This window comes from Paenimyroides aestuarii, assembly GCF_024628805.1.
In the GTDB taxonomy this organism is placed as follows: Bacteria; Bacteroidota; Bacteroidia; order Flavobacteriales; family Flavobacteriaceae; genus Flavobacterium; species Flavobacterium aestuarii_A.
Window position 1 is genome coordinate 864037 of record NZ_CP102382.1, and the last position, 19454, is coordinate 883490.

Below are 19454 nucleotides of genomic sequence, written 5' to 3' on the forward strand. Positions count from 1 at the left end.
TATAATAATTCGTTAAATTTAGAAAAATACTTTTACAAAAAAAAATTAAAACATATAATTTAACCCTACACCTAATGTATGGCGGGTTTGAAAACCTTTATAAGCGTTGTCATCATAAAGGGCTTGGAAGGTTAAATTCGTAGAAATATACTTATTCACTTTTAAAACCGCATTTAATTGATAATCGATATCTACATTTTGCGGATCTTCTAAATAATTACTGTAAAGATTAAGGATATTTTCTACCGAGAAATTTTCCATGAGCTGTACTTTGTAATAGGCATTTACGGATGCACCTAATTCAAAACGCATGCTTTTTCCTTGTTCCACACCAAACGATTCTTTGAAGTCGGTAAAGTGTTTGTGTACGAAAATAAAGCGTGCAGTTGCTGGTGCAATATTTACTTTAAAATTATCGTTTTTCTTCCACAACATTCCTAAACCTGTTTGCCAAAATGCTGGCGACATGAAGTGCGATATTCGTTCGGTTTGATCATCTGGGTTTAAACCAACATCAAATTGGGTTTTGAAATTGGTAAACGCAGAGTAGTACCACTCGCCTTTTGCTTTTTTTCCCAAAACGGAATTAATCTCTAAACGGTCGTCGGTTTTTTGTTGATCTTGTCCGCTGATTTTATTGATACCGTACGAAGCAATGAATTTGTTATCCCAAACCCAATCAGCTTTTTTATAATTGATGTCATAATTCAAAGATCCGTTTATTGCTACGTTATTAGCACCACCGGCTTGCCATTGTGAAAAACTAGACTGGCTGCCCAAAATGGCAATAACTCCTTTTTTAGTCCACAAGGTGTCTTTTTTAACCTCTGCTTCTTGGGCTTGAAAGACTTGTGAAGCAAGCAAAAAACTCGCAAAAATAATTTTCTTCATAATTTTCAACTAATTTTCTATTTTTTTTCTTTTATATATAGGCACTGCCGAACACGCTTCGCCAAACATGATTGATCGTGCGTGGTGCATCATTTTTTGGGTTGCCATCACGTATGCCTCTTCGGGAATGGCTTTTTTAGAACAACCTTTTATGATTACGGGTTGATCTTGATAAACCGAAAAATCGATGGTATTGATAAGGTTTTGATAAAATGCGAGGTATAAATCGGTCAACGAGCCTTGATTAACTTGTTTTGCAAATGGTTGTAGATAGGAGGATACCAACATAAATGCCCATGAGGGTAAAATGGCATCGGTACTACAAGTGAGTGCGACCAATTTATTTTGATACACGGTAAAATCAACCTCTTTTAAAGCCGCTCTGAATTCTTTTTCTTTCAAAACAAAACCTTCATACAGCCATTGCGAAATATCTACAACAACAGCTTCTTCAGCAGGAAAGTAATCTTCTAAATCAAAAACCACCAAGCTGCTTTGTGCCACTTTATTAATGATTTCTTCTTCCATTTTTACAACATTCCAAGTTCTAGTTTTGCTTCTTCGCTCATCATGTCTTTGTCCCAAGGCGGATCGAAAGTTAATTCTAATTCCACATCTTTCACTTTGTCAATAGAGCTTACTTTTTCTTTTACCTCCATAGGCAGGGTTTCGGCCACGGGACAGTTGGGAGATGTTAGTGTCATTAGAATTTTTACTTCGTAACTTTCGTTTACAAACACGTCGTAAATTAATCCTAATTCGTAAATATCTACAGGTATTTCGGGGTCGAAAATGGTTTTTAAAACGCGAACGATATTTTCTCCTAATTCGTTCATATCTATTTGTTCTTCCATGATATTAGTTGGCTTGAAGGGCGATTGCATATAATTTTATTTGTTTTATCATTGATACCAAACCGTTGGCACGCGTGGGCGATAAATGTTCTTTTAAACCAATTTCATCGATAAACGATGTGTCGGCATTCATTACATCAACTGCTTTTTGGTTTGAAAATACCCTAATGAGTATGGCAATGATTCCTTTGGTAAGAATGGCATCGCTATCGGCAGTAAAAACAATGGTATCGTCTTTTTTTTCGGCGTGCAACCATACTTGCGATTGGCATCCACGTATTAAATTTTCTTCTATTTTATATTGATCGTTGATTAATGGCAGTGATTTTCCCAATTCAATAATGTATTCATATCGCTGCATCCAATCATCGAAGAGGGCAAATTCATCTACTATTTCTTCTTGTATTTCTTTAATTGTCATTTTTGCTTTTGGTTTGATTTGTTTAAGGTTTCACGTTTTTTTGTTCGTTTTCCTTTTTCGATTTCAAAATTATGATAACATCATTTGCGCTTTTTTCAATGCTTCAATCATGGCATCGATTTCTTCTTTGGTGTTGTAAAAGGCAAAAGATGCGCGTATGGTTCCGGGTATATTGAAAAAATTCATAATGGGTTGTGCACAATGGTGACCTGTTCGCACGGCAATTCCCAATTTATCGATAATTGCACCCACATCATACGGATGTAATCCTACTATATTGAACGATATAACTGATGTTTTTTCTGCAACTGTCCCGTAAAAGGTGATTCCTTCTATTTCGTTTAATCGTTTGGTACCGTAGTCTAACAATTGGTGTTCATAAGCCGCAATGTTGTCCAAACCTATTTCGTTTAAATAATCAATAGCAACCCCTAGAACAATCCCGCCTGCTATATTGGGTGTTCCTGCTTCGAATTTATGCGGTAAACAAGCATAAGTAGTTTTTTCAAACGTAACTTCTTTAATCATTTCGCCACCGCCTTGGTACGGAGGTAATTTGTTAAGCCATGCTTCTTTACCATACAAAATTCCCGTGCCGGTTGGTCCGCCAATTTTGTGACCCGAAAAAACGTAGAAATCACAATCCAACTCTTGAACATCGGGCTTTAAATGCGGTGTTGCCTGTGCACCGTCGATTAAAACAGCCGCACCCACTTCGTGTGCTTTTTCAATGATGCGTTTTATAGGATTAATTACTCCTAAGGCATTTGATATATGGTTTACGGCTACAATTTTGGTGTTTTCGTTTAACAGGTTTTGATACGCTTCCATATCCAAAGATCCATCTTGCAACATGGGAATTACTTTTAACGTTGCTCCCGACCGCTGGCAGGCAAATTGCCAAGGCACAATATTGGAATGATGTTCTAAATGCGATACAATTACCTCATCGCCCGGTTGTAAGATCTGACCAAAACCGTTTGCCACGAGATTTATACCAAAAGTTGTTCCCGTTGTGAAAAGCACCTCGAAACTGTTTTTGGCATTGATGTGTTTTTGTATTTTTTGGCGCGATGCTTCGTACGCGTCTGTTGCAACCTGACTTAGATGATGCACGCCGCGGTGAATATTGGCATTGATCTCGCTGTAATATTTTGCTTCAGCATCGATCACCACTTGCGGTTTTTGAGATGTAGCGGCATTGTCAAAATACACCAAAGGTTTTCCATTTACTTGCTGATGCAGTATAGGAAAATCGGCGCGTATTTTTTGGATATCGAACTTCATAGAAATTTTGAAAAATTTGTACAAAGATACTAATATTAAATAAGAACCCCATGCAACTGCAAATGGAATTTGGGATGAAAGGGTTAATAAAAAAAGGAACTATTTAAAGTTTTTAGGGATGAAATAAATACTATTTCTCACCACCATCTGATTTCACCCCACCAACTCATCCAAAATCTTAATATACAAATCTATACCTTCTTCAACTTCGTGAACATACACAAATTCGTCTGCAGTATGCGAACGAGCCGAATTTCCTGGTCCTAATTTTAACGACGGAATTTTTAAGATAGCCTGATCGCTTGTGGTAGGTGAGCCGTAGGTTGTTCTGCCTAAATGTATTCCGGCTTTTACAATTGGGTGATCTAACGAAATAAACGACGGACGTAAACGAGTTGATCGCGGTTTAATTTCGCATTTGGTATGTGCTTTTATAATATCTAAAACCTCTTCATTGGTGTACGCATCGGTAACGCGCACATCAACCACAAAATCACAACTCGATGGCACTACATTGTGCTGTGTGCCGGCATTGATCATGGTAACCGACATTTTTATCGGGCCAAACATTTCCGATTGTTTAGGAAACTCAAACGATTTAAACCACAAAATATCTTCAATAGCGTTGTAAATGGCGTTTTCGCCTTCGTTACGTGCGGCGTGTCCTGATTTTCCCGATGCTTTACACTCCAAAACCATTAAACCTTTTTCGGCAACTGCCAAATGCATCTGCGTTGGTTCGCCCACTATTGCAAAATCTAATACGCCTAATTTTGGCACCACAAATTCCAAACCGTGTCTGCCCAAAATTTCTTCTTCGGCAGTGGCAGCAATTACTAAATTGTATTTTAAATTCGGTTTTTCGTAATAATGCAGAAAGGTAGCAATTAATGAAACCAAGCATCCGCCGGCATCGTTAGATCCCAAACCATACAATTTTCCATCGATTATTTCTGCTAAAAAAGGATCACGGGTATAATCGATATTCGGACGAACGGTATCGTGGTGCGAGTTTAATAAAATAGTAGGTTTAAGCGGATCGTAATATTTGTTAAAAGCCCAAACATTGTTCAGTTCGCGGTGTGTTTCCACGCCAAAACTCTTTATGAATGTGTCAATAATTTCGGCCGTTTTATCTTCTTCTTTACTGAACGATGGTGTTTTTATTAAATCAATCAGCAGCCCAATGCTTTTTTCTTTTAAATTTTTCATTCGTATAAATTCGTGCTAATTTTTGCAACAACTTCTTCAGGCATTATACTTTGCATAACATCTTCATAACCCGCTACTATTTTATTTCCGTAAACCGATGTAGGCAAAAACGGATATTTTTCTAAATCGGGAATCAAACTGTTTGCTAACGGCTGGTTAAACGGTACAAAACCTGCAAAGGGATGCGTGTTTCCCCACAACGTAACCACTTTTACGCCGTACATTGCTGCAATATGTGCGTTGCCCGAATCCATTGAAAGCATTACATCTAAATGCGGAATAAACTGTAATTCTTGTTTAAAAGTGAGTTTATTGGCAACTAATATAACATTTTCAAGGTTTTGTTGCAGGTTTTTTAACGCATTTAATTCATTTTTTCCACCGAACAAGAATATTTTGTGATTTATATTTTCTGCAAGATCTAAAATAACCTTTTGCATTAATTCGGTTGGATACACTTTTGTTTGATATTGAGCAAAAGGCGCAATTCCAATCCATTTATTGTTTGATTTTTCGGTAGTTATTGCCAAAATTTCATCAGACAAAACCGTTTTTTTCGGGAAAGAAATTTTTGATAAATCCACCTTAAAACCTAATTGCTCCAACGTATCAACATGACGTTCAACCATTGGTTTTACAGGTTTTAATACTTTTTTTTCTAATCGGGTTAATTCCTTTTTTTCTTTTCTGCCTTTATCAGTAAAAGCTGTTTTTGTTCCGGTTGATTTAAAAAAAGTGCGGAGTATTTTTGAGCGCAATACATTATGAAAATCAGCAACCATATCAATTTTTAGTTTTTTCAGCTCTTTAAATAATCGGTAAATGCCAAAAAATCCTTTGTGGCGGTTTTCCAAATCAACTCCAAAAAAAGCAACCCGATCGATATCATCAAAAAAAGGCTTAAAAAAAGGTCGAGAAACCACGGTGACTTTTACATCTTTGTGCTGTTGAACCAACGCCCGAATTACAGGAACTGTCATGGCAACATCGCCCATTGCCGATAATCGTATGACTAAAATATGCTTCATTCTAATTGAAAATCTGCAAAATATTGTACGAAAATTCTAACATAGGTTTATAAGCCAATGAAAAAGCCAACAACGGAATAATCATAAAAACAACACCTATATAAAACCATATTTTAGATTGGTTTTGCTGCAATAGTTTGGCAAAAAGATAAATTAAAAGGTAATAAACACTTAAAATGCCCAACGGAATAAAAAGCAATTGCGCGTATGCATCGAAAAACTGCCAAATGAATACGCCAATTAAAAGTATCAAAACGGTAAAAATAAATACCTGCGCTATTTTTAAAAGTCTGTTCATAGTAAAAAAGACTTTCTATTTTTAAGAAAGTCTTTCAAAAGTAGTTATTTTTTATTTTGATACAATACCGGATTCAATTCTTCGTCGTTATACATTTTCATTTGTTTGTACACTTTCATGAATTTGTCGCCGTTTTCAATATCTTCAATCAATTGACTGATCGATGTAAACATATCTTGTTTTTGTTCTAAAAGCACATCCAATTTTGCTTGACATTTTGCACGATGCTCTGCTGATGCGTCTGAGCGGGTAGCTTCCTCTTCCATGTGGTAAATTTTCAATGCCAAAATAGACAAACGATCCATTGCCCAAGCCGGACTTTCGGTATTGATTTTTGCGTTTGGTTTTACTGGAACGTTTTTGTATTTATCCAAAAAATAGCTGTCAATATATTCCACCATATCAGTTCGCACTTGGTTCGATGCATCGATTTTTCGTTTTAAAACCAAAGCAGCCACCGGATCAATCTGCGGATCGCGAATAATGTCTTCATAATGCCATTGCACAGTATCAACCCAATTTTTAGCATACAGCAAATGCTCAATAGAACCTTTTTCGTAAGGGTTTGCGATGGGTTGATTTACATCGTCGAATTTATGGTAATCTTGGATACTTTTTTCAAAAACAGGAAAAGCTAATTCTGCAAACATGATTATATTTTTTATTTACAAATATAGTTTTAATACTTTTACAACAACAAAATTTCATTGGTAAACTTATGCATATTCACTATATATCAGATCAAAACAGTATTTTAAATCATTTTTTGGCACAATTGCGCGATGTGAATGTACAGAAAGATTCGATGCGTTTTCGTAAAAACATGGAACGAATAGGCGAAATTATGGCGTATGAATTAAGCAAGAAACTTTCTTTCAAAACCGCTTCAATAACCACACCACTTGGCACAAAAGATACCATGCTGATTAAAGATGAGGTGGTTTTGTGTTCGATACTTCGTGCCGGATTGGCTTTGCATACCGGTTTTATGAGTTTTTTTGATGAAGCCGAAAACGGATTTGTATCGGCAGCACGCACTCACGGAGCATCAGAAATTTTGGTAGAATATCAAGCAGCACCATCGTTTGAAGGGAAATGTTTGCTTTTGTTGGATCCCATGTTGGCAACTGGGCATTCAATGGTTGCAGTGATAAACCAATTAATGAAAAAAGAACAACCAAAAGAAATGCATATCTGCGTAGTTATTGCCGCACCTGAAGGAATCGAGTATTTAAAGAAACATCTTCCTGAAAATATTCATTTGTGGGTGGCAAGTTTAGACGATTGTTTAAATGAACACAAATACATTATCCCCGGAATTGGCGATGCAGGCGATTTGGCTTACGGTGAGAAACTATAATTAAAAAAACATAACCCATGCCGGGTGCATGGGTTATTAGAAAACATTAAAATTCTAAAACACGTTTAGAATTTTGAATTTAGGGTTAGCAAATATAACTATAATTTCAATAAAAACAATAATAAACTTACACCTAAAATTGTAGCTAAAACCGCTTCTTTCACCCAATAAACCTTTGTACTTGCCACAAAGTTTCCACCGATGATTGATAATGGAAAAAAGGTAAACACTAATAAACCGTTTGATTTTTCGGGCGATATCACATAAATAGCAGCTCCGATAACAAAGCAAAACACAATGTTTTTATAAAGAGTGATTTGGTTAGTTGCGATGGTTTTTAAATTAGTAACCTGATAGAATGTGAACAATACAGATATAGTTGCCAAAAAAGCCAATGCAATATTTTGATACACATTTTCAAAATAGCTAAAATCGATACTCATATCATATTTATCGGTCCAAAACGCTACTAGATTGATATCGTAAAACAAACTATAGGTATAAAAAAGAATGGTAACAGTAAGCAATGCGATGAACGGAATAATCCAATTGCGGTAATCTTGCCCCACATACCAAATAATGGTTAGATAAATCATCAAGAAATAAAGAATAGTCCACGATTCAAACAAAGTTGCCATAAAAATCCACAAGCTGGCATCGAAAATTTTTAATTTGGGTTCATTTAATGTTTGCAACGAAATAATCCTGCGCAAGGCCAACAACACCAATAAATTGGCAATGATTAACTGGGAATCATCATAAAAGGTGGGAAATAGAATTAAAAAGCAGGCATACAAAAACAATGAATATAAATTGTTTACCGCTAAATAGTTTTTTAAAGTGATGAATTGAATCAACAAAACCGAAAGTACTACTGCTACAAACAAAAAGCTTTTTTCTATAATAGCTGTGGGCGATTGCAACCATTTCAAATCGCTTATTAAATGTAGAAAATAAGTAGCTAAAAGCATAAAACCTATTACTACATAACCAATTGGTTTACTTTTTGAAAAAAGATTTGCAAGCATTAACGATATTATTTAATTTTTGTAAATAAGTTGTTGATAATTTTTTTTACTTTTGTTGCAAAGTTAGAATTAAACTGAAATTAAACATAAATAATTAATAACAATATTATGTGGACATCATTCTTTAAAGGTATTGAATTTTTATTCGTTGATGTGTTGTTTGTACCAATGGATTGGTTTGCAAAATTAGAATTAACCAACTGGTGGATTGCAAACATTATTAACTGGATTTTTATCATTATTTGTTGTGTGGCATTTACGTATTGGTTAAAACAATTACGCATTTTTGCTTCAAACAACGAAGATGAACAAGATACAACAGCACACTCGTTCTTAAAATAAAAAAATCAGGTTTTAAACCTGATTTTTTTTGTTTAGTTAGATTGGTTTTGGTTTGAAATTATTTTGTTCGTTGACGAATCATTGGGTTGGTAATAAGACACGACCTTTTAATAAGAACTTCGGAAGTTGCTCCATAACAATTACTTGAGCTATTATAAAACGCTACGAAATACCTTTCGCCAGCACGTACATTAGATGGCGTAGCTATTTTATTACTGGCAGTTGCCGGACTTGCTGTGTGCCAACTAATTTGCGAGCCCGAAGGAGGTGTAGCAACTGTTATATTATTCAAATTATACGTTGTTGTGGCGCAAGGAAGCACTACTTCTATAATGGGATAAATAGGATATACCGATACGCCCGAAGTATTATTGGTTGAATTAGGATCTACTTCGCTTGCTGAAACCACTGCTTGATTGTAATAATTACCAAATGCATTTACCGAAGCTGTTAAGGTCAATACTTGTGAGGCACCTTTATTCAAAGTGCCAATAGTCCAAATTCCTGTATTGTTATCATATCCAGCAGATGATGACACATAGGTAAATCCGAAAGGCAAAATATCTTGTACTTTTACATTTGTTGCATTTTGCGGACCTGCATTGTAAGCTGTTAAAGTAAACGTTACTTGCCCACTTATAGGTGGCATGGTGTTATTTACCTCTTTTGTAAGCTGTAAATCGGCGGTTGGTTGCTGTGGGAATAGTGTTATTAAACTACTGCTATTTCCATTATTTGCAAGATTCGCTGTAAGATTCGCAGTATTGGCATAGCTACCTGAGGCATTCACAGTACCCACAATGTCTATACTTGCCGATGCCGCAGGATTTAAAGTACCCACATTCCAAGTTAATGTACCTGCATTAAAAGTTGCCGAAGCAGAGTTAGAAACATAGGTGATACCTGTAGGAAAAGCATCTGTCACCACAATTCCATTAGCTGTGTTGCTTCCATTGTTTACAACAGTAATAGTAAATGTAACATTTGTACCTACCAAAGGTGTTGTAGTTGTTACTGTTTTAGCTATAGAGAGATTATAAAATGTGTGAATGGTAACTTTTCCATCTCCACCATTCCCTCCTGTTGGACTGCTACTCGCTGCTCTATAAGCACCGCCACCGCCACCGCCAGGAGGATTTCCGTCTGTTCCATTCCCTGAAGAATTGTTCTGCTTTCCATTTCCTCCTGTTCCCCCATTTGGAGATGCGCCCCCGTTTCCACCGCTTGTATTAGCTCCTCCGTTTAAACCAGATCCCCCTGCAAGTCTAACATCTCCAATGGCAGGGTTTGTCCCTCCAGTGGATGCTCCTCCAGTAGCACCCGTTGTTACATTGTTAGCCACACTGTTACCTCCTTTTGCACGTACTAAAGAACCTCCGGTAACATTTGTAGTGGAAAACCATGAATCACCACCAGCTGCTGTAGTTGTACTTCCGGCGCCTACATTTACATAATAGGTAGTACCAGGGTTTACCGTTAATCGGCTGCGGGAATATCCGCCTCCGCCTCCGCCTCCGAAACCAGTATTACTACCAGAAGTACGACTACCCCCACGACCACCGCCTCCCCATGTTTCTACTTCAATACTGGTTACATTTTCTGGTGCGACCCATGCTTCAACTGAACCTGTAGTGGTAATATCAGATTGTGGTCCTAAGACGGTGATAATTACTCTTCCGTTGGCACCAGCACCACCTGCATTGTTTCCACGAGCACCACCTCCGCCTCCGCCTGGACCTATGGTGGCAGCTGAACCCGCACCGTCTGAACTAGCCCGTCCGTTTCCTCCAATACCATCATTTCCTGTAGGTCCAACTGCTCCAAACTGGTTGGTAGCGTTTACTCCCAATCCTGTTGCACCAGCAGAAGAGCCTCCACCTCCACCATCGGAAGTTGCATTAGCACCTCGACCTCCATTGTTTCTTACTTGTCCTAAACTTGCTGAATAACTTCCGCCAGTCGCACCGGTTGAATTGGTAGCACTGTTTCCACCTTTTGCTAATACAAGAGCATTATTAACATTATTATTTGGAGCAAACCACGAGTCACCTCCAGCGGCTGTAGAGGTACTTCCTGTTCCAATATTCACGTAATAAGCAGTTGCTTGGTTCACTGTTACGGTACTTGCTGCATACGCACCACCTCCGCCTCCGCCTCCGGTTGCATTACTACCTCCACGACCGCCAGCTCCCCAAACTTCTATTTTAAGAGATGTACCTACAGGAAAACTTACCGTGTTTCCAGAAGCGGTAATGGTATAGGTTTGCGCAAAAAGATGCATAGTTGAAGCACCTCCTAGCAATATAACTACTATTAGAATAAATTTAAAAAGGTATTTCATACCGATATTTTTATTATTTTTCATTTTTAACAACATCTCTCTTAGAAAAATTAAGGTTTAGATGTTTTAGGTGAAATATTTCGAACATCACAATTAGGAACAGGTGTTACTTGTGCTGTATTATTTGCATAGTTTGTTTCTTGTTCATTACATGATATAACTGCTTTGTTAGTATATTGCCCAGACATATTTACCGTTGCAACTACCGATAAAACTCTTGATTGACCGGTATTTAAACCACCAATGTTCCACACACCTGTAGTTTGATTGTACGTTGTACCGGCAGCTGCATTATGGCTTTGATAGGTATATCCGTTAGGCAGTTTGTCTTGTACCACAACTCCTGTTGCGTTTTGTTCTTTGTTGTTAGTAGCTGTTATAGTAAATGTAACTGAATCGCCTGCATTTGGCGTGTTGTTATTTATTGTTTTGGCAACAGAAATATCATTACAATCTTTTACAGGAACATAAGCAATTCCAGAAAAAGAATTTGGAAAACAAGGTGATCCATTTACCACAATACTTCCAATAGTAGCACGATAATAAATGTTTGTGTTTACAGCTGGGCTATAGGAAGTAACATTTTCAGTTCCTGGAATAATTGCAGACCACGTGTTGCCATCAGTAGAACTTTGCCAACCTAGAACAACTCCTCCATGGCCCGTAAGCACTAAAGACATGGGTACAATTTCACCTTTACACACTGGTCCTCCATGATAATTTATCACTCCGCCGGCAGGGGCTGTTGTAACTACATTTATTTGTGCTGTTCCGCTAACTATACCCGGGCAAATAGAGTTCCAACCGCTATCGTTTGCGCTTAAATTTGAAGTGCTTTGCTTAACTTCTAACAAAATATAAGTACCTGCAAAATTTCGTGGAATATCAATTGTTGGAGCGTTATTACTTGAAACTATAAATCTTTCAAATCCACCACCATCAATATATTTAATTCGTTTGTAACCACTTGCAGGAGTTAATGAAACTGTGATAGCCGGTGCAGAATCAAGTGCAGCACCTGAACATATTGTACCACCACCACTAATTGTTGCTGTTGGACGAATAGGAGCGGTGAATGATAGCGGTGGACTGCTTACTGAACCACAAGAACTATTAGTTATTTTCCAGATCACACTCACGGTTTGGTTCGGTTGCATTCCTAGAATACGCGTGTTTCGCTGATTTGGATTCTCGAAAAAAGCGGTTCCAGAATCGCCTACAAACTCCCATTTACCAACACCAACTGTTGGTTGATTTCCTTGAATATAGTAAATTCCATCATCACATTGCCCAGCAAATATAACTTGTGAGGCAGTTGCAGTTGTTGGCTGTTGATACATGATGACCGAAGAACTAGAAACGCCCTTGGAAGTGGGTACAGTTGCGGTATTTAACCAATTGCTTTTTGTTGCTGTTGCTTTTGGGCGAACCGTAATGTTTATAGGAGCCGATGTAAAAGGTGTTGCACCAGTAGCAGCTGCCAAAGTATTTAATGTAAGTGTATATGTATTGCCCACATTAGAAACGGTCCAACCCGATCCGCTTGCACTTAAAACATCTAACTCAGAATCTATTACATCAGTCACTGAAACATTTGTCAGTGTATAAGAATTTGGATTTAAAAGCACAATAGAATAAATGTTTCCAGCAGTATCTGCACAAGCATTATTAATGGTTTTTGAAATACCAATTTCTGGTCGAACCACAATTACTTCTTCCCCTTCTTGATTGGCATTGTAATTGCTTCCGCCTACTGTTTCGTTTCCTGTGGAATAAGTGGTATTTTGACCGGAAATTGCGTTTAAGGGTGGGTAAATAATTCGTTCGGGAGCCCCACTTACCCTTGTTGGGTCTAAGTATCCAACTTGCACACCGTTGTGATAGGTTCCCTCTGTAGTTAGAAAAGGAACTTGTACATTCATTTCTATATAAGCACCTTCACCGCTTACCAAATCAAAAGTACCCAGAATAGGGTTTGTTGGAGTTCCAATATTGTTAATACTTTGCGGATTACCCGTAGTGGTATCAAAATCAATAGTAGCAGAAACAAAGGTAAATGACGCCGGCAATGGATCGTTTACACGCACACCTTTCGCACCACCGCCTGAATTGTCAATTCTAATTTTATAAGTGATCATAGATCCTGCTGGAATAGAATCTAATGGACTATCTCTCCATTTTGCAATACTAAGGGCAGGATAACAATAAGCACTTGCGGCTAAATAGCTTGGTAAATCGTTCATTGAAAAACTAGAAACCACTCCCGAGGTTCCGGGAAGACTACCGTTTTGCAACTTATTGGCACCAGCTGGAAAATCTGCATAATTGGCCGCATTTACGGGTTGTCCTGCATTGATACGCCCCGCTTCTCCAGGTGTAACATCGGTCGTAACATTTGCACCATTTGCATTGTAATAAATAATGCCACCACCGCCACCACCGCCAGGACCATGAAGATCAACAGTAGTACTATGCCCGCCGTTACCGCCTTTAGCTTGGATATAAAGATTGCCTGTACTGGGTTCTTTTACATTGATAAAAACAGATCCGCCAGCACCGCCACCACCAGCACCATCTCCACTACTTGCTACTGCTCCCGGCTCTCCTTTTCCACCATTTGCTAAGATAAAACCATTTCCCGCAATTTTATTGGCTGTGATAATTACGATTCCGCCACCAACGCCACCGCGTGCACCATCACCTGAGTTATTTGCATCACCAGCACCGCCGCCACCGCCCATAAACAGCAATCCGTTATTTACATTACTTGGTAATGCAACTCCCGGACGACCACCCGTTTGAAGACTAAGTAAATTATTTCTATTATTCGTCTGAGGGTTTTCGTTTGCCAAAGGCCAACCATACCCACCAGCACCACCAAAACCACCATTTCCGCCGCCGCCGCCGCCAGCATTATGCACATTTCCGCCGCCGCCAGCATTTGCAGGAGCTCCTTTTGCATAATCACCGTTGGGGTAACCTTGCCATGTGGCTCCTTGATCTAAGTATTCATATCCATCCCACACGTATCTGGGTGTACCTGCGATTCCTTCACCTTTTGTACTACCGCGGTTATTTGTTCCTGCTATTGCAGATCGATAGTCGGTATATTGTATATTTTCAATACTTCGCGAAGGCAAAAACCCACCTCTAAAACCAGTTAGCGATGCATTTATCGTTTTGCCATTAAAATTTAATGTTCCAGCAACATCAATAGCAATTAGCCCGCCGGCTCTTCCGTTCCATGGTGTGGTTTTTATGTCGGAAGTTAAGGTTAAATCGGAATATTGCATTAAACGAACCACTTGAAAACGTTTCACTCCTTGAGAGGTAGTTGCAGGTTTATTTTCGTATGAATATAATAGTCCGCCACCTGAACCGGCAGCTTTAAATCTTAATTCCCCACCTGATGACGTTACATTGTTCAAAGCTACCATATATTCGTAACGCCCTACATTATTGAGATTGAGATATCCAGAACCATTATTTGCGGCGTTTCCTGATCCATAAAGGTTTGTATTCGCACTATTTATAGTTGCTCCTTGAATTTGAATAATAAGCAATAAATCGCCTTTAGAAATTTGATTATTTCCAAAGTCATATAAAACGCCACCCACCAAAAATGGAGATGGAATGGCATCTAATGTAAAAGAGGTTGCTCCTGCGTTTACTGTAATATCATTCCCCATACCTGGAAAAAAAGAGTTTCTGGGCTCAGGAAATTCTTGCACACCATCTGACCCTGGCGTGGCACAAACTGGTTGTTGCTGGGCATTGCTCGCAGATATAACAAAGAACAAAATGGTTAACAAAAACCCGTTGATTCTGCTTTTTTTGTTTGCTTTTGAAAAAAGATTCATACTTTTTTTCATTACTTTTAAGTGAAATTTATTTTTTTCCTACTTGTATTAAAGTGTAAAAAAATTCTGTTTAAAACACTTTTTTAAGATGTATTGCCTTAATTATTATTCAGTTACTCTCTAACAACAAATACAATATTCATATAGGAAACGTTACTTGCATTTGAAATGATACTGTATGTTAATTCACCACTTGCATTGATGCTTAAATTAGAAAAAACAGCGGTATCATAATAGGTTATGTAGTAATATAATTCATTACTTCCATATACCGGAATATCTGCAGGTGCTCCAGTGCTCGCAACGATTCCGCCATTATAGGGCATAGAGTAACCAGCTGCTCCATGAGCAATATTGTAAGTTGTGCTTCCGGCACCAGCTTGTCCGCCCTGGAATTGTTTCACATATTCATCGTACAAATTTCTTGTTAAATTAGTACCATTGGCAGATGTATCAAAAATCACTGCGGGCATATAAAAAAAACGCGGAGCTTGTCTTACTTGTTTTACTACGCCAGTTGCTGTAGCTACTAATGCTTTATCTGCTGTAACACCTGTTGGTAAACCCGATATGGTTAATGCTGTTCCGCCAGTTGCTATGGTTAAAGGATTTGCATTTTGGGTTATCGTTGTGGCTTTATTTAGATTTCCTCCTAATTCAACGGTTGTTCCATTAAGATTTAAACCGTTATTTGCAGTAGTTACGGTTGCAGCTGGTAGAGAAGCTGGCGTCCAACTTCCCCCATTGTACTGTAAAACTTGAGCATTTGTGGGAGTTGTTGCTGATATATTCTGTCCTCTTAATTGATTTGCATTCCATAAAGCTGCTGTATTATTAACTTGTAAACTTGTGTCGGTTCCGTTAACAACTGCATTAGATCCATTTGTAATAACAACTGCATTCGTTGCTGACCCATTGCTTGAAGCCGTGGTTAAACTATTTCTCGATATACCTATGTTGGGTGCAGTACTTGTTCCAGAATTTGTAATGGGAGCAGTAACTGATAAAGATGATACCGAGGAAGGCAGTGCACTCCACACGGCATTTCCTGAGCCATTGGTTGTTAAAACCTGACCATTTGTACCCGGAGTTATTTTAATAGGCGCAATTCCTTTATCATTTATACCAACTGTTGCTGCGTTTAACAAAGCTCCGGTTCCAGACCCTGAAGCAATTCTAATCCCGTCTGTTACACTTAGGTCTGCTTTATTACTAATCACCGAAGGTGTAATAGCTGCAGGCGTCCATGCTGTTCCGTTATAGGTTAAGACTTGGTTGTTGTTTGGGGCGGTAGTAGCAACGGGAATGCCTTGAATTTTCTCTACAACGTTTGCTCCTAACGTTCCGGTTACATCGCCTGCCAATGCCAATGCCGAAGCATCGTTATTTGCGAGTAATCGTTTCCAAAAACTATTAATTGCTGTTCCATCGGTCGTCCAATAATAATATCCCGGTGTGATGGTTGTCCCAACAGTTGCGGTATTGTACACCAACAATGAATTGGTTTTATCAACATTTGTAGCTGTTTCTCCTTTAACGGGTAAAAAATCTGTTAAAGAGGCTAATTGTACTCTTGGAATTAACAAACCTTTGGTTTCGGACTGCATATCGATTACCGAAGCCTTACTTGGTTCATTGGTTCCAAATCCTTGCTGTGCATAGAGCCCTTTTGCACTAAATAATAATGCAAAAGTGAGGGCTATATGAATTTTTTTTGCTTTATACATAAGCAATAATTGATTTTTTTATTAGTTTCTACCTACAACTTCCCAAGCGGTGCCGTTCGATTTTACAATCCAACCTTGATACGGCAAACTACCATAAGTAAGCGTTGTACCACCCGTCTCGCGAATATTCAAATAGTAATCTGGTTCTGAAGTATTTGCTATTTTAACGTTTACAACCTGACCTTTGTTATCTGCTGAAGGTGTTGGCAATGTAATGTCGATATCTTCAGAAGCACCAATTGTTGCTGAAATTGTTATTTCTTGTACAAAACTATTGTACCCTGCAATTGCAGTTACGGTTTGGCTTGCTGTAACATCTACTGCAATAGAACGAACAGCTTTTCTTAAAACACCGGTTGCACCTTCTGCATACATCACTTCGCTTGCTGCTGTGGGAACGATTAATCCTTCTACTGCTAAGGTGTTCGATGCACCTGCTGTTTTAATTACTGTAGCTGCTTCGTTTAATGTTCCTCCTAAAATAATATCTCCATCGGTAGCTTTGCTGATACCATTATCCACCAAAACCAAACTGGTTGGTGCTGTTGGTGTCCACTCGTTTGTAGTGTTGTTAAAAGTCATCACCTGATTTGCAGTTGGTGCTGTTGCTGATACTGCTGTTCCTTGAATTGCAGCTACGTTGGTGTCGTTTAAAGGTCCGGTTACATCGCCAGATAAAACAACATTACTTTCATTAACGGATAGTGAGCCGTCTGCTGCAATGGTTATTTCTTCGCCAGTAGCCGCCGATTGTTTTACAACACCTAAACTAGTAGCCGAAGCTGTTGCAATACTCACCTCATAATCGGTGCCGCCGTTTGCATTTGCTGTTCCTGCATCTTTTGCCAATGGTGCTTCAAAAATGTAATTATCTTTATTGGCTAACGCACTTTGATTAATCCAAGCAACCTCTCCATTGGAATTGGTAACCATCACTTGGTTTACTGTACCACCTGTATTGGTTGTAGAACCTGGCGCTTGTATATCTTCTGCCTCAATGGTACCGTTTAGTATTTTTTCAGATGTAATGGCGTTATCGGCTATTCCTAAGGTTACATCGGCCAATACACTTTTAGCTACTGAAGTATCTGTTCCCACTGTTGTTCCCGCAGTAACGGTAATTCCAGATCCTGTTAAGGTTTTCCCTGCTGCATCTGCAACTGTTTCATAAGATACACCACCTGAGCCATCTGCTGTTGGAATCATCCCTGCATCTACATTTGCACCTGTTGCTGCATCTTTAGATTGCATTTTATCTGCAGTAACAGCTCCATCTGTTAATTCCACATTGCCTATTGAACCTTGTTTAATACTTAATCGGGTTGCTACCAAAACGGCATTTTCTAAAGAAGTTATATTAGAAGTATTATCGCCTACAACAATTTTACCATCGGTTGTTAAATCTTCACCGGCTGCAGCTGCAATGGTTTGATAGGTTACTCCTCCTGTTCCATTTGCTGTTGGAACGGTGTTTGCCGGAGCGGTTGCAGTAACTGCACCTGTTGCATCGGTCACCGTAGATGTCATTTTATTTGCTGATACCGATCCTTCTGCTAAATCAGCATTTTCTACTGCTCCATTAATAATGTTTTCAGATGCTACTGAATTATCTGCCAACTCTGAAGCCCCAACTGCATCTGGTGCAATTTGTTGCGCTGTGATGGCATCGTCCTTAATTTTTAAATATGTTGGTGTAAGTACAGCACCGTCTAATTGGTTGGCTGTGGCATTAGAAGCGGCAGTATTGTCTGCCCCCACGCCAATGATATTATCGGTTGTTAACGTTTTACCAATTGCTGTGGAAGGATTTTGGTATTGCACTTCGGTGGTTCCCGCATTGTCAACAACTGTTGCAATTTGACCCACTGTTGCCGCTCCAGGATTTAATTTTTCCGGACCGATTGATCGGTTGTTAACTCCTAATTCCACATCTTTTAACAAGCTGTTTGCAATGGCTGTATCGGCACCGTTTAATGAAATAATTCCACCAACGCTTGAAAGTTCTTTCGCTGTTAAATTATCTGCTGCAATAGCATCTTCAATCAACGTTTTTGGAGCAACTTGCTTTAAGATACCATCTGTTCCCATCACCATGATGTTTTGTGTTGCTGGATCAAAACCTGTTGTATCTAAAACTTCTAAACCAGTAATAGCTAATGTTTTTCCTGTAGTTGGATCTGTTACAATTTCTGTACCCGAAGTATCGGTTAATGTACCACCTATTCCAATTTCATTAGTCACAGCACCCGTAGTTGGGTTGGTTACGGGAGTAATTGTAATTCCGTTTACACCGCTAATAAATGCAGAGGCATCTACCCATTTTGATTCTAATTCATTTGTTGTTGGATTTTCAACCGTTACCAAAACTTGCCCTTGGGTACCTTCTGCCACGCCAACTGTATAAGTGGTTGTGATGCCATCTGCTGAAACCGAAGAATCGACTTGTACATTTGTACCTGCAACAACTTTGGTGATTTTTTCTGATGTGGTTGATACTATACGCACCCATCTATTGGTATCCCAATAATAAAAACCTGGTGTAACTGCTGTTGCTCCCGCGCCCGCAGTAGCTTGGTTATACACTAATAATGACTGTGCAGGAATTTCTGTAACAGGTGATTGATTATCGGTTGCTACTAAATTTAAACGTGGAATTAACATACCGCGCTTCGACGAAACCACATCAACCGCTGCAGATTTATCTGGTATATTGGTTCCAAAACCTTGCTGTGCAAACGTATTTGTTGTTGCTAACATTGCAAAAGCAACACATGCTGATAGTAATAATTTTTTCATTTTGATAAT

The 19454-nt window shown here is 38.6% G+C and carries 16 protein-coding genes; 2 read left to right on the top strand and 14 right to left on the bottom strand.

All coding sequences use genetic code 11. The features are described 5' to 3' along the window. Positions 1 to 45: 45 nt before the first annotated feature. The 9 genes from NPX36_RS04235 to NPX36_RS04275 form a co-directional block, all read right to left on the bottom strand. Positions 46 to 891 (bottom strand): DUF3078 domain-containing protein, encoded by an 846-nt coding sequence (locus NPX36_RS04235; protein WP_257500170.1) that lies wholly within the window; start codon positions 889 to 891, stop codon positions 46 to 48. Between the two features lie 9 nt (positions 892 to 900). Next, complete coding sequence (locus tag NPX36_RS04240; protein WP_257500171.1) at positions 901 to 1419, bottom strand: DUF2480 family protein; 519 nt, start codon at positions 1417 to 1419, stop codon at positions 901 to 903. Positions 1420 to 1421: 2 nt separating this feature from the next. Further along, a complete protein-coding gene (locus NPX36_RS04245; RefSeq protein WP_257500723.1) occupies positions 1422 to 1745 on the bottom strand; it encodes an iron-sulfur cluster assembly protein in 324 nt (107 codons plus the stop codon). A gap of 4 nt (positions 1746 to 1749) precedes the next feature. Continuing rightward, positions 1750 to 2166: a SufE family protein gene (locus tag NPX36_RS04250; protein WP_257500172.1), complete on the bottom strand. Its 417-nt coding sequence runs from the start codon at positions 2164 to 2166 to the stop codon at positions 1750 to 1752. 69 nt (positions 2167 to 2235) lie between these two features. Then, on the bottom strand, positions 2236 to 3453 hold the full coding sequence (locus NPX36_RS04255) for an aminotransferase class V-fold PLP-dependent enzyme (RefSeq protein ID WP_257500173.1): 1218 nt from the start codon (positions 3451 to 3453) through the stop codon (positions 2236 to 2238). 153 nt (positions 3454 to 3606) lie between these two features. Further along, positions 3607 to 4665 carry a M20 family metallo-hydrolase gene (locus NPX36_RS04260; protein WP_257500174.1) on the bottom strand — a complete coding sequence of 353 codons (1059 nt, stop codon included), beginning with the start codon at positions 4663 to 4665 and terminating at the stop codon, positions 3607 to 3609. After that, a complete protein-coding gene (locus NPX36_RS04265) occupies positions 4662 to 5693 on the bottom strand; it encodes a glycosyltransferase family 9 protein (protein ID WP_257500175.1) in 1032 nt (343 codons plus the stop codon). The genes NPX36_RS04260 and NPX36_RS04265 overlap by 4 nt, the downstream gene beginning before the upstream one ends. A 1-nt stretch (position 5694) precedes the next feature. Next, positions 5695 to 5991 carry a hypothetical protein gene (locus NPX36_RS04270; RefSeq protein WP_257500176.1) on the bottom strand — a complete coding sequence of 99 codons (297 nt, stop codon included), beginning with the start codon at positions 5989 to 5991 and terminating at the stop codon, positions 5695 to 5697. Positions 5992 to 6035: 44 nt separating this feature from the next. Then, a complete protein-coding gene (locus NPX36_RS04275; RefSeq protein ID WP_257500177.1) occupies positions 6036 to 6641 on the bottom strand; it encodes a DUF4254 domain-containing protein in 606 nt (201 codons plus the stop codon). A gap of 68 nt (positions 6642 to 6709) precedes the next feature. Here NPX36_RS04275 and upp point away from each other — a divergent pair, with 68 nt between their 5' ends. After that, positions 6710 to 7351, top strand: coding sequence for a uracil phosphoribosyltransferase (gene upp / locus NPX36_RS04280; protein WP_257500178.1), 642 nt, complete (start codon positions 6710 to 6712; stop codon positions 7349 to 7351). Between the two features lie 98 nt (positions 7352 to 7449). Here the strand turns inward: upp and NPX36_RS04285 are convergent, their stop codons facing one another. After that, positions 7450 to 8379: a DUF6427 family protein gene (locus tag NPX36_RS04285; RefSeq protein ID WP_257500179.1), complete on the bottom strand. Its 930-nt coding sequence runs from the start codon at positions 8377 to 8379 to the stop codon at positions 7450 to 7452. Positions 8380 to 8487: 108 nt separating this feature from the next. Between NPX36_RS04285 and NPX36_RS04290 the strand changes: the two genes are divergently transcribed. Continuing rightward, positions 8488 to 8721 (top strand): DUF6341 family protein, encoded by a 234-nt coding sequence (locus tag NPX36_RS04290; RefSeq protein ID WP_257500180.1) that lies wholly within the window; start codon positions 8488 to 8490, stop codon positions 8719 to 8721. 58 nt (positions 8722 to 8779) lie between these two features. Here NPX36_RS04290 and NPX36_RS04295 read toward each other — a convergent pair whose 3' ends face one another. The 4 genes from NPX36_RS04295 to NPX36_RS04310 all read right to left on the bottom strand — a co-directional run bounded on the left by NPX36_RS04295 (position 8780) and on the right by NPX36_RS04310 (position 19445). Continuing rightward, positions 8780 to 11086 (bottom strand): DUF11 domain-containing protein, encoded by a 2307-nt coding sequence (locus NPX36_RS04295; RefSeq protein ID WP_257500181.1) that lies wholly within the window; start codon positions 11084 to 11086, stop codon positions 8780 to 8782. 26 nt (positions 11087 to 11112) lie between these two features. Next, positions 11113 to 14922 (bottom strand): DUF11 domain-containing protein, encoded by a 3810-nt coding sequence (locus tag NPX36_RS14415; protein WP_257500182.1) that lies wholly within the window; start codon positions 14920 to 14922, stop codon positions 11113 to 11115. A 113-nt stretch (positions 14923 to 15035) separates the two neighbouring features. Further along, positions 15036 to 16649: a hypothetical protein gene (locus NPX36_RS04305; protein WP_257500183.1), complete on the bottom strand. Its 1614-nt coding sequence runs from the start codon at positions 16647 to 16649 to the stop codon at positions 15036 to 15038. Positions 16650 to 16670: 21 nt separating this feature from the next. Continuing rightward, positions 16671 to 19445, bottom strand: a complete 2775-nt coding sequence (locus NPX36_RS04310; protein ID WP_257500184.1) for a beta strand repeat-containing protein — start codon at positions 19443 to 19445, stop codon at positions 16671 to 16673. Positions 19446 to 19454 lie beyond the last annotated feature (9 nt).

Coding starts and splice junctions, on each gene's coding strand:
- NPX36_RS14415 (WP_257500182.1), bottom strand. CDS start 14,922: ATGAATCTTTTTTCAAAAGCAAACAAAAAAAGCAGAATCAACGGGTTT.
- upp (WP_257500178.1), top strand. CDS start 6,710: ATGCATATTCACTATATATCAGATCAAAACAGTATTTTAAATCATTTT.
- NPX36_RS04285 (WP_257500179.1), bottom strand. CDS start 8,379: ATGCTTGCAAATCTTTTTTCAAAAAGTAAACCAATTGGTTATGTAGTA.
- NPX36_RS04245 (WP_257500723.1), bottom strand. CDS start 1,745: ATGGAAGAACAAATAGATATGAACGAATTAGGAGAAAATATCGTTCGC.
- NPX36_RS04270 (WP_257500176.1), bottom strand. CDS start 5,991: ATGAACAGACTTTTAAAAATAGCGCAGGTATTTATTTTTACCGTTTTG.
- NPX36_RS04240 (WP_257500171.1), bottom strand. CDS start 1,419: ATGGAAGAAGAAATCATTAATAAAGTGGCACAAAGCAGCTTGGTGGTT.
- NPX36_RS04250 (WP_257500172.1), bottom strand. CDS start 2,166: ATGACAATTAAAGAAATACAAGAAGAAATAGTAGATGAATTTGCCCTC.
- NPX36_RS04265 (WP_257500175.1), bottom strand. CDS start 5,693: ATGAAGCATATTTTAGTCATACGATTATCGGCAATGGGCGATGTTGCC.
- NPX36_RS04305 (WP_257500183.1), bottom strand. CDS start 16,649: ATGTATAAAGCAAAAAAAATTCATATAGCCCTCACTTTTGCATTATTA.
- NPX36_RS04255 (WP_257500173.1), bottom strand. CDS start 3,453: ATGAAGTTCGATATCCAAAAAATACGCGCCGATTTTCCTATACTGCAT.
- NPX36_RS04275 (WP_257500177.1), bottom strand. CDS start 6,641: ATGTTTGCAGAATTAGCTTTTCCTGTTTTTGAAAAAAGTATCCAAGAT.
- NPX36_RS04260 (WP_257500174.1), bottom strand. CDS start 4,665: ATGAAAAATTTAAAAGAAAAAAGCATTGGGCTGCTGATTGATTTAATA.
- NPX36_RS04235 (WP_257500170.1), bottom strand. CDS start 891: ATGAAGAAAATTATTTTTGCGAGTTTTTTGCTTGCTTCACAAGTCTTT.
- NPX36_RS04290 (WP_257500180.1), top strand. CDS start 8,488: ATGTGGACATCATTCTTTAAAGGTATTGAATTTTTATTCGTTGATGTG.
- NPX36_RS04295 (WP_257500181.1), bottom strand. CDS start 11,086: ATGAAAAATAATAAAAATATCGGTATGAAATACCTTTTTAAATTTATT.
- NPX36_RS04310 (WP_257500184.1), bottom strand. CDS start 19,445: ATGAAAAAATTATTACTATCAGCATGTGTTGCTTTTGCAATGTTAGCA.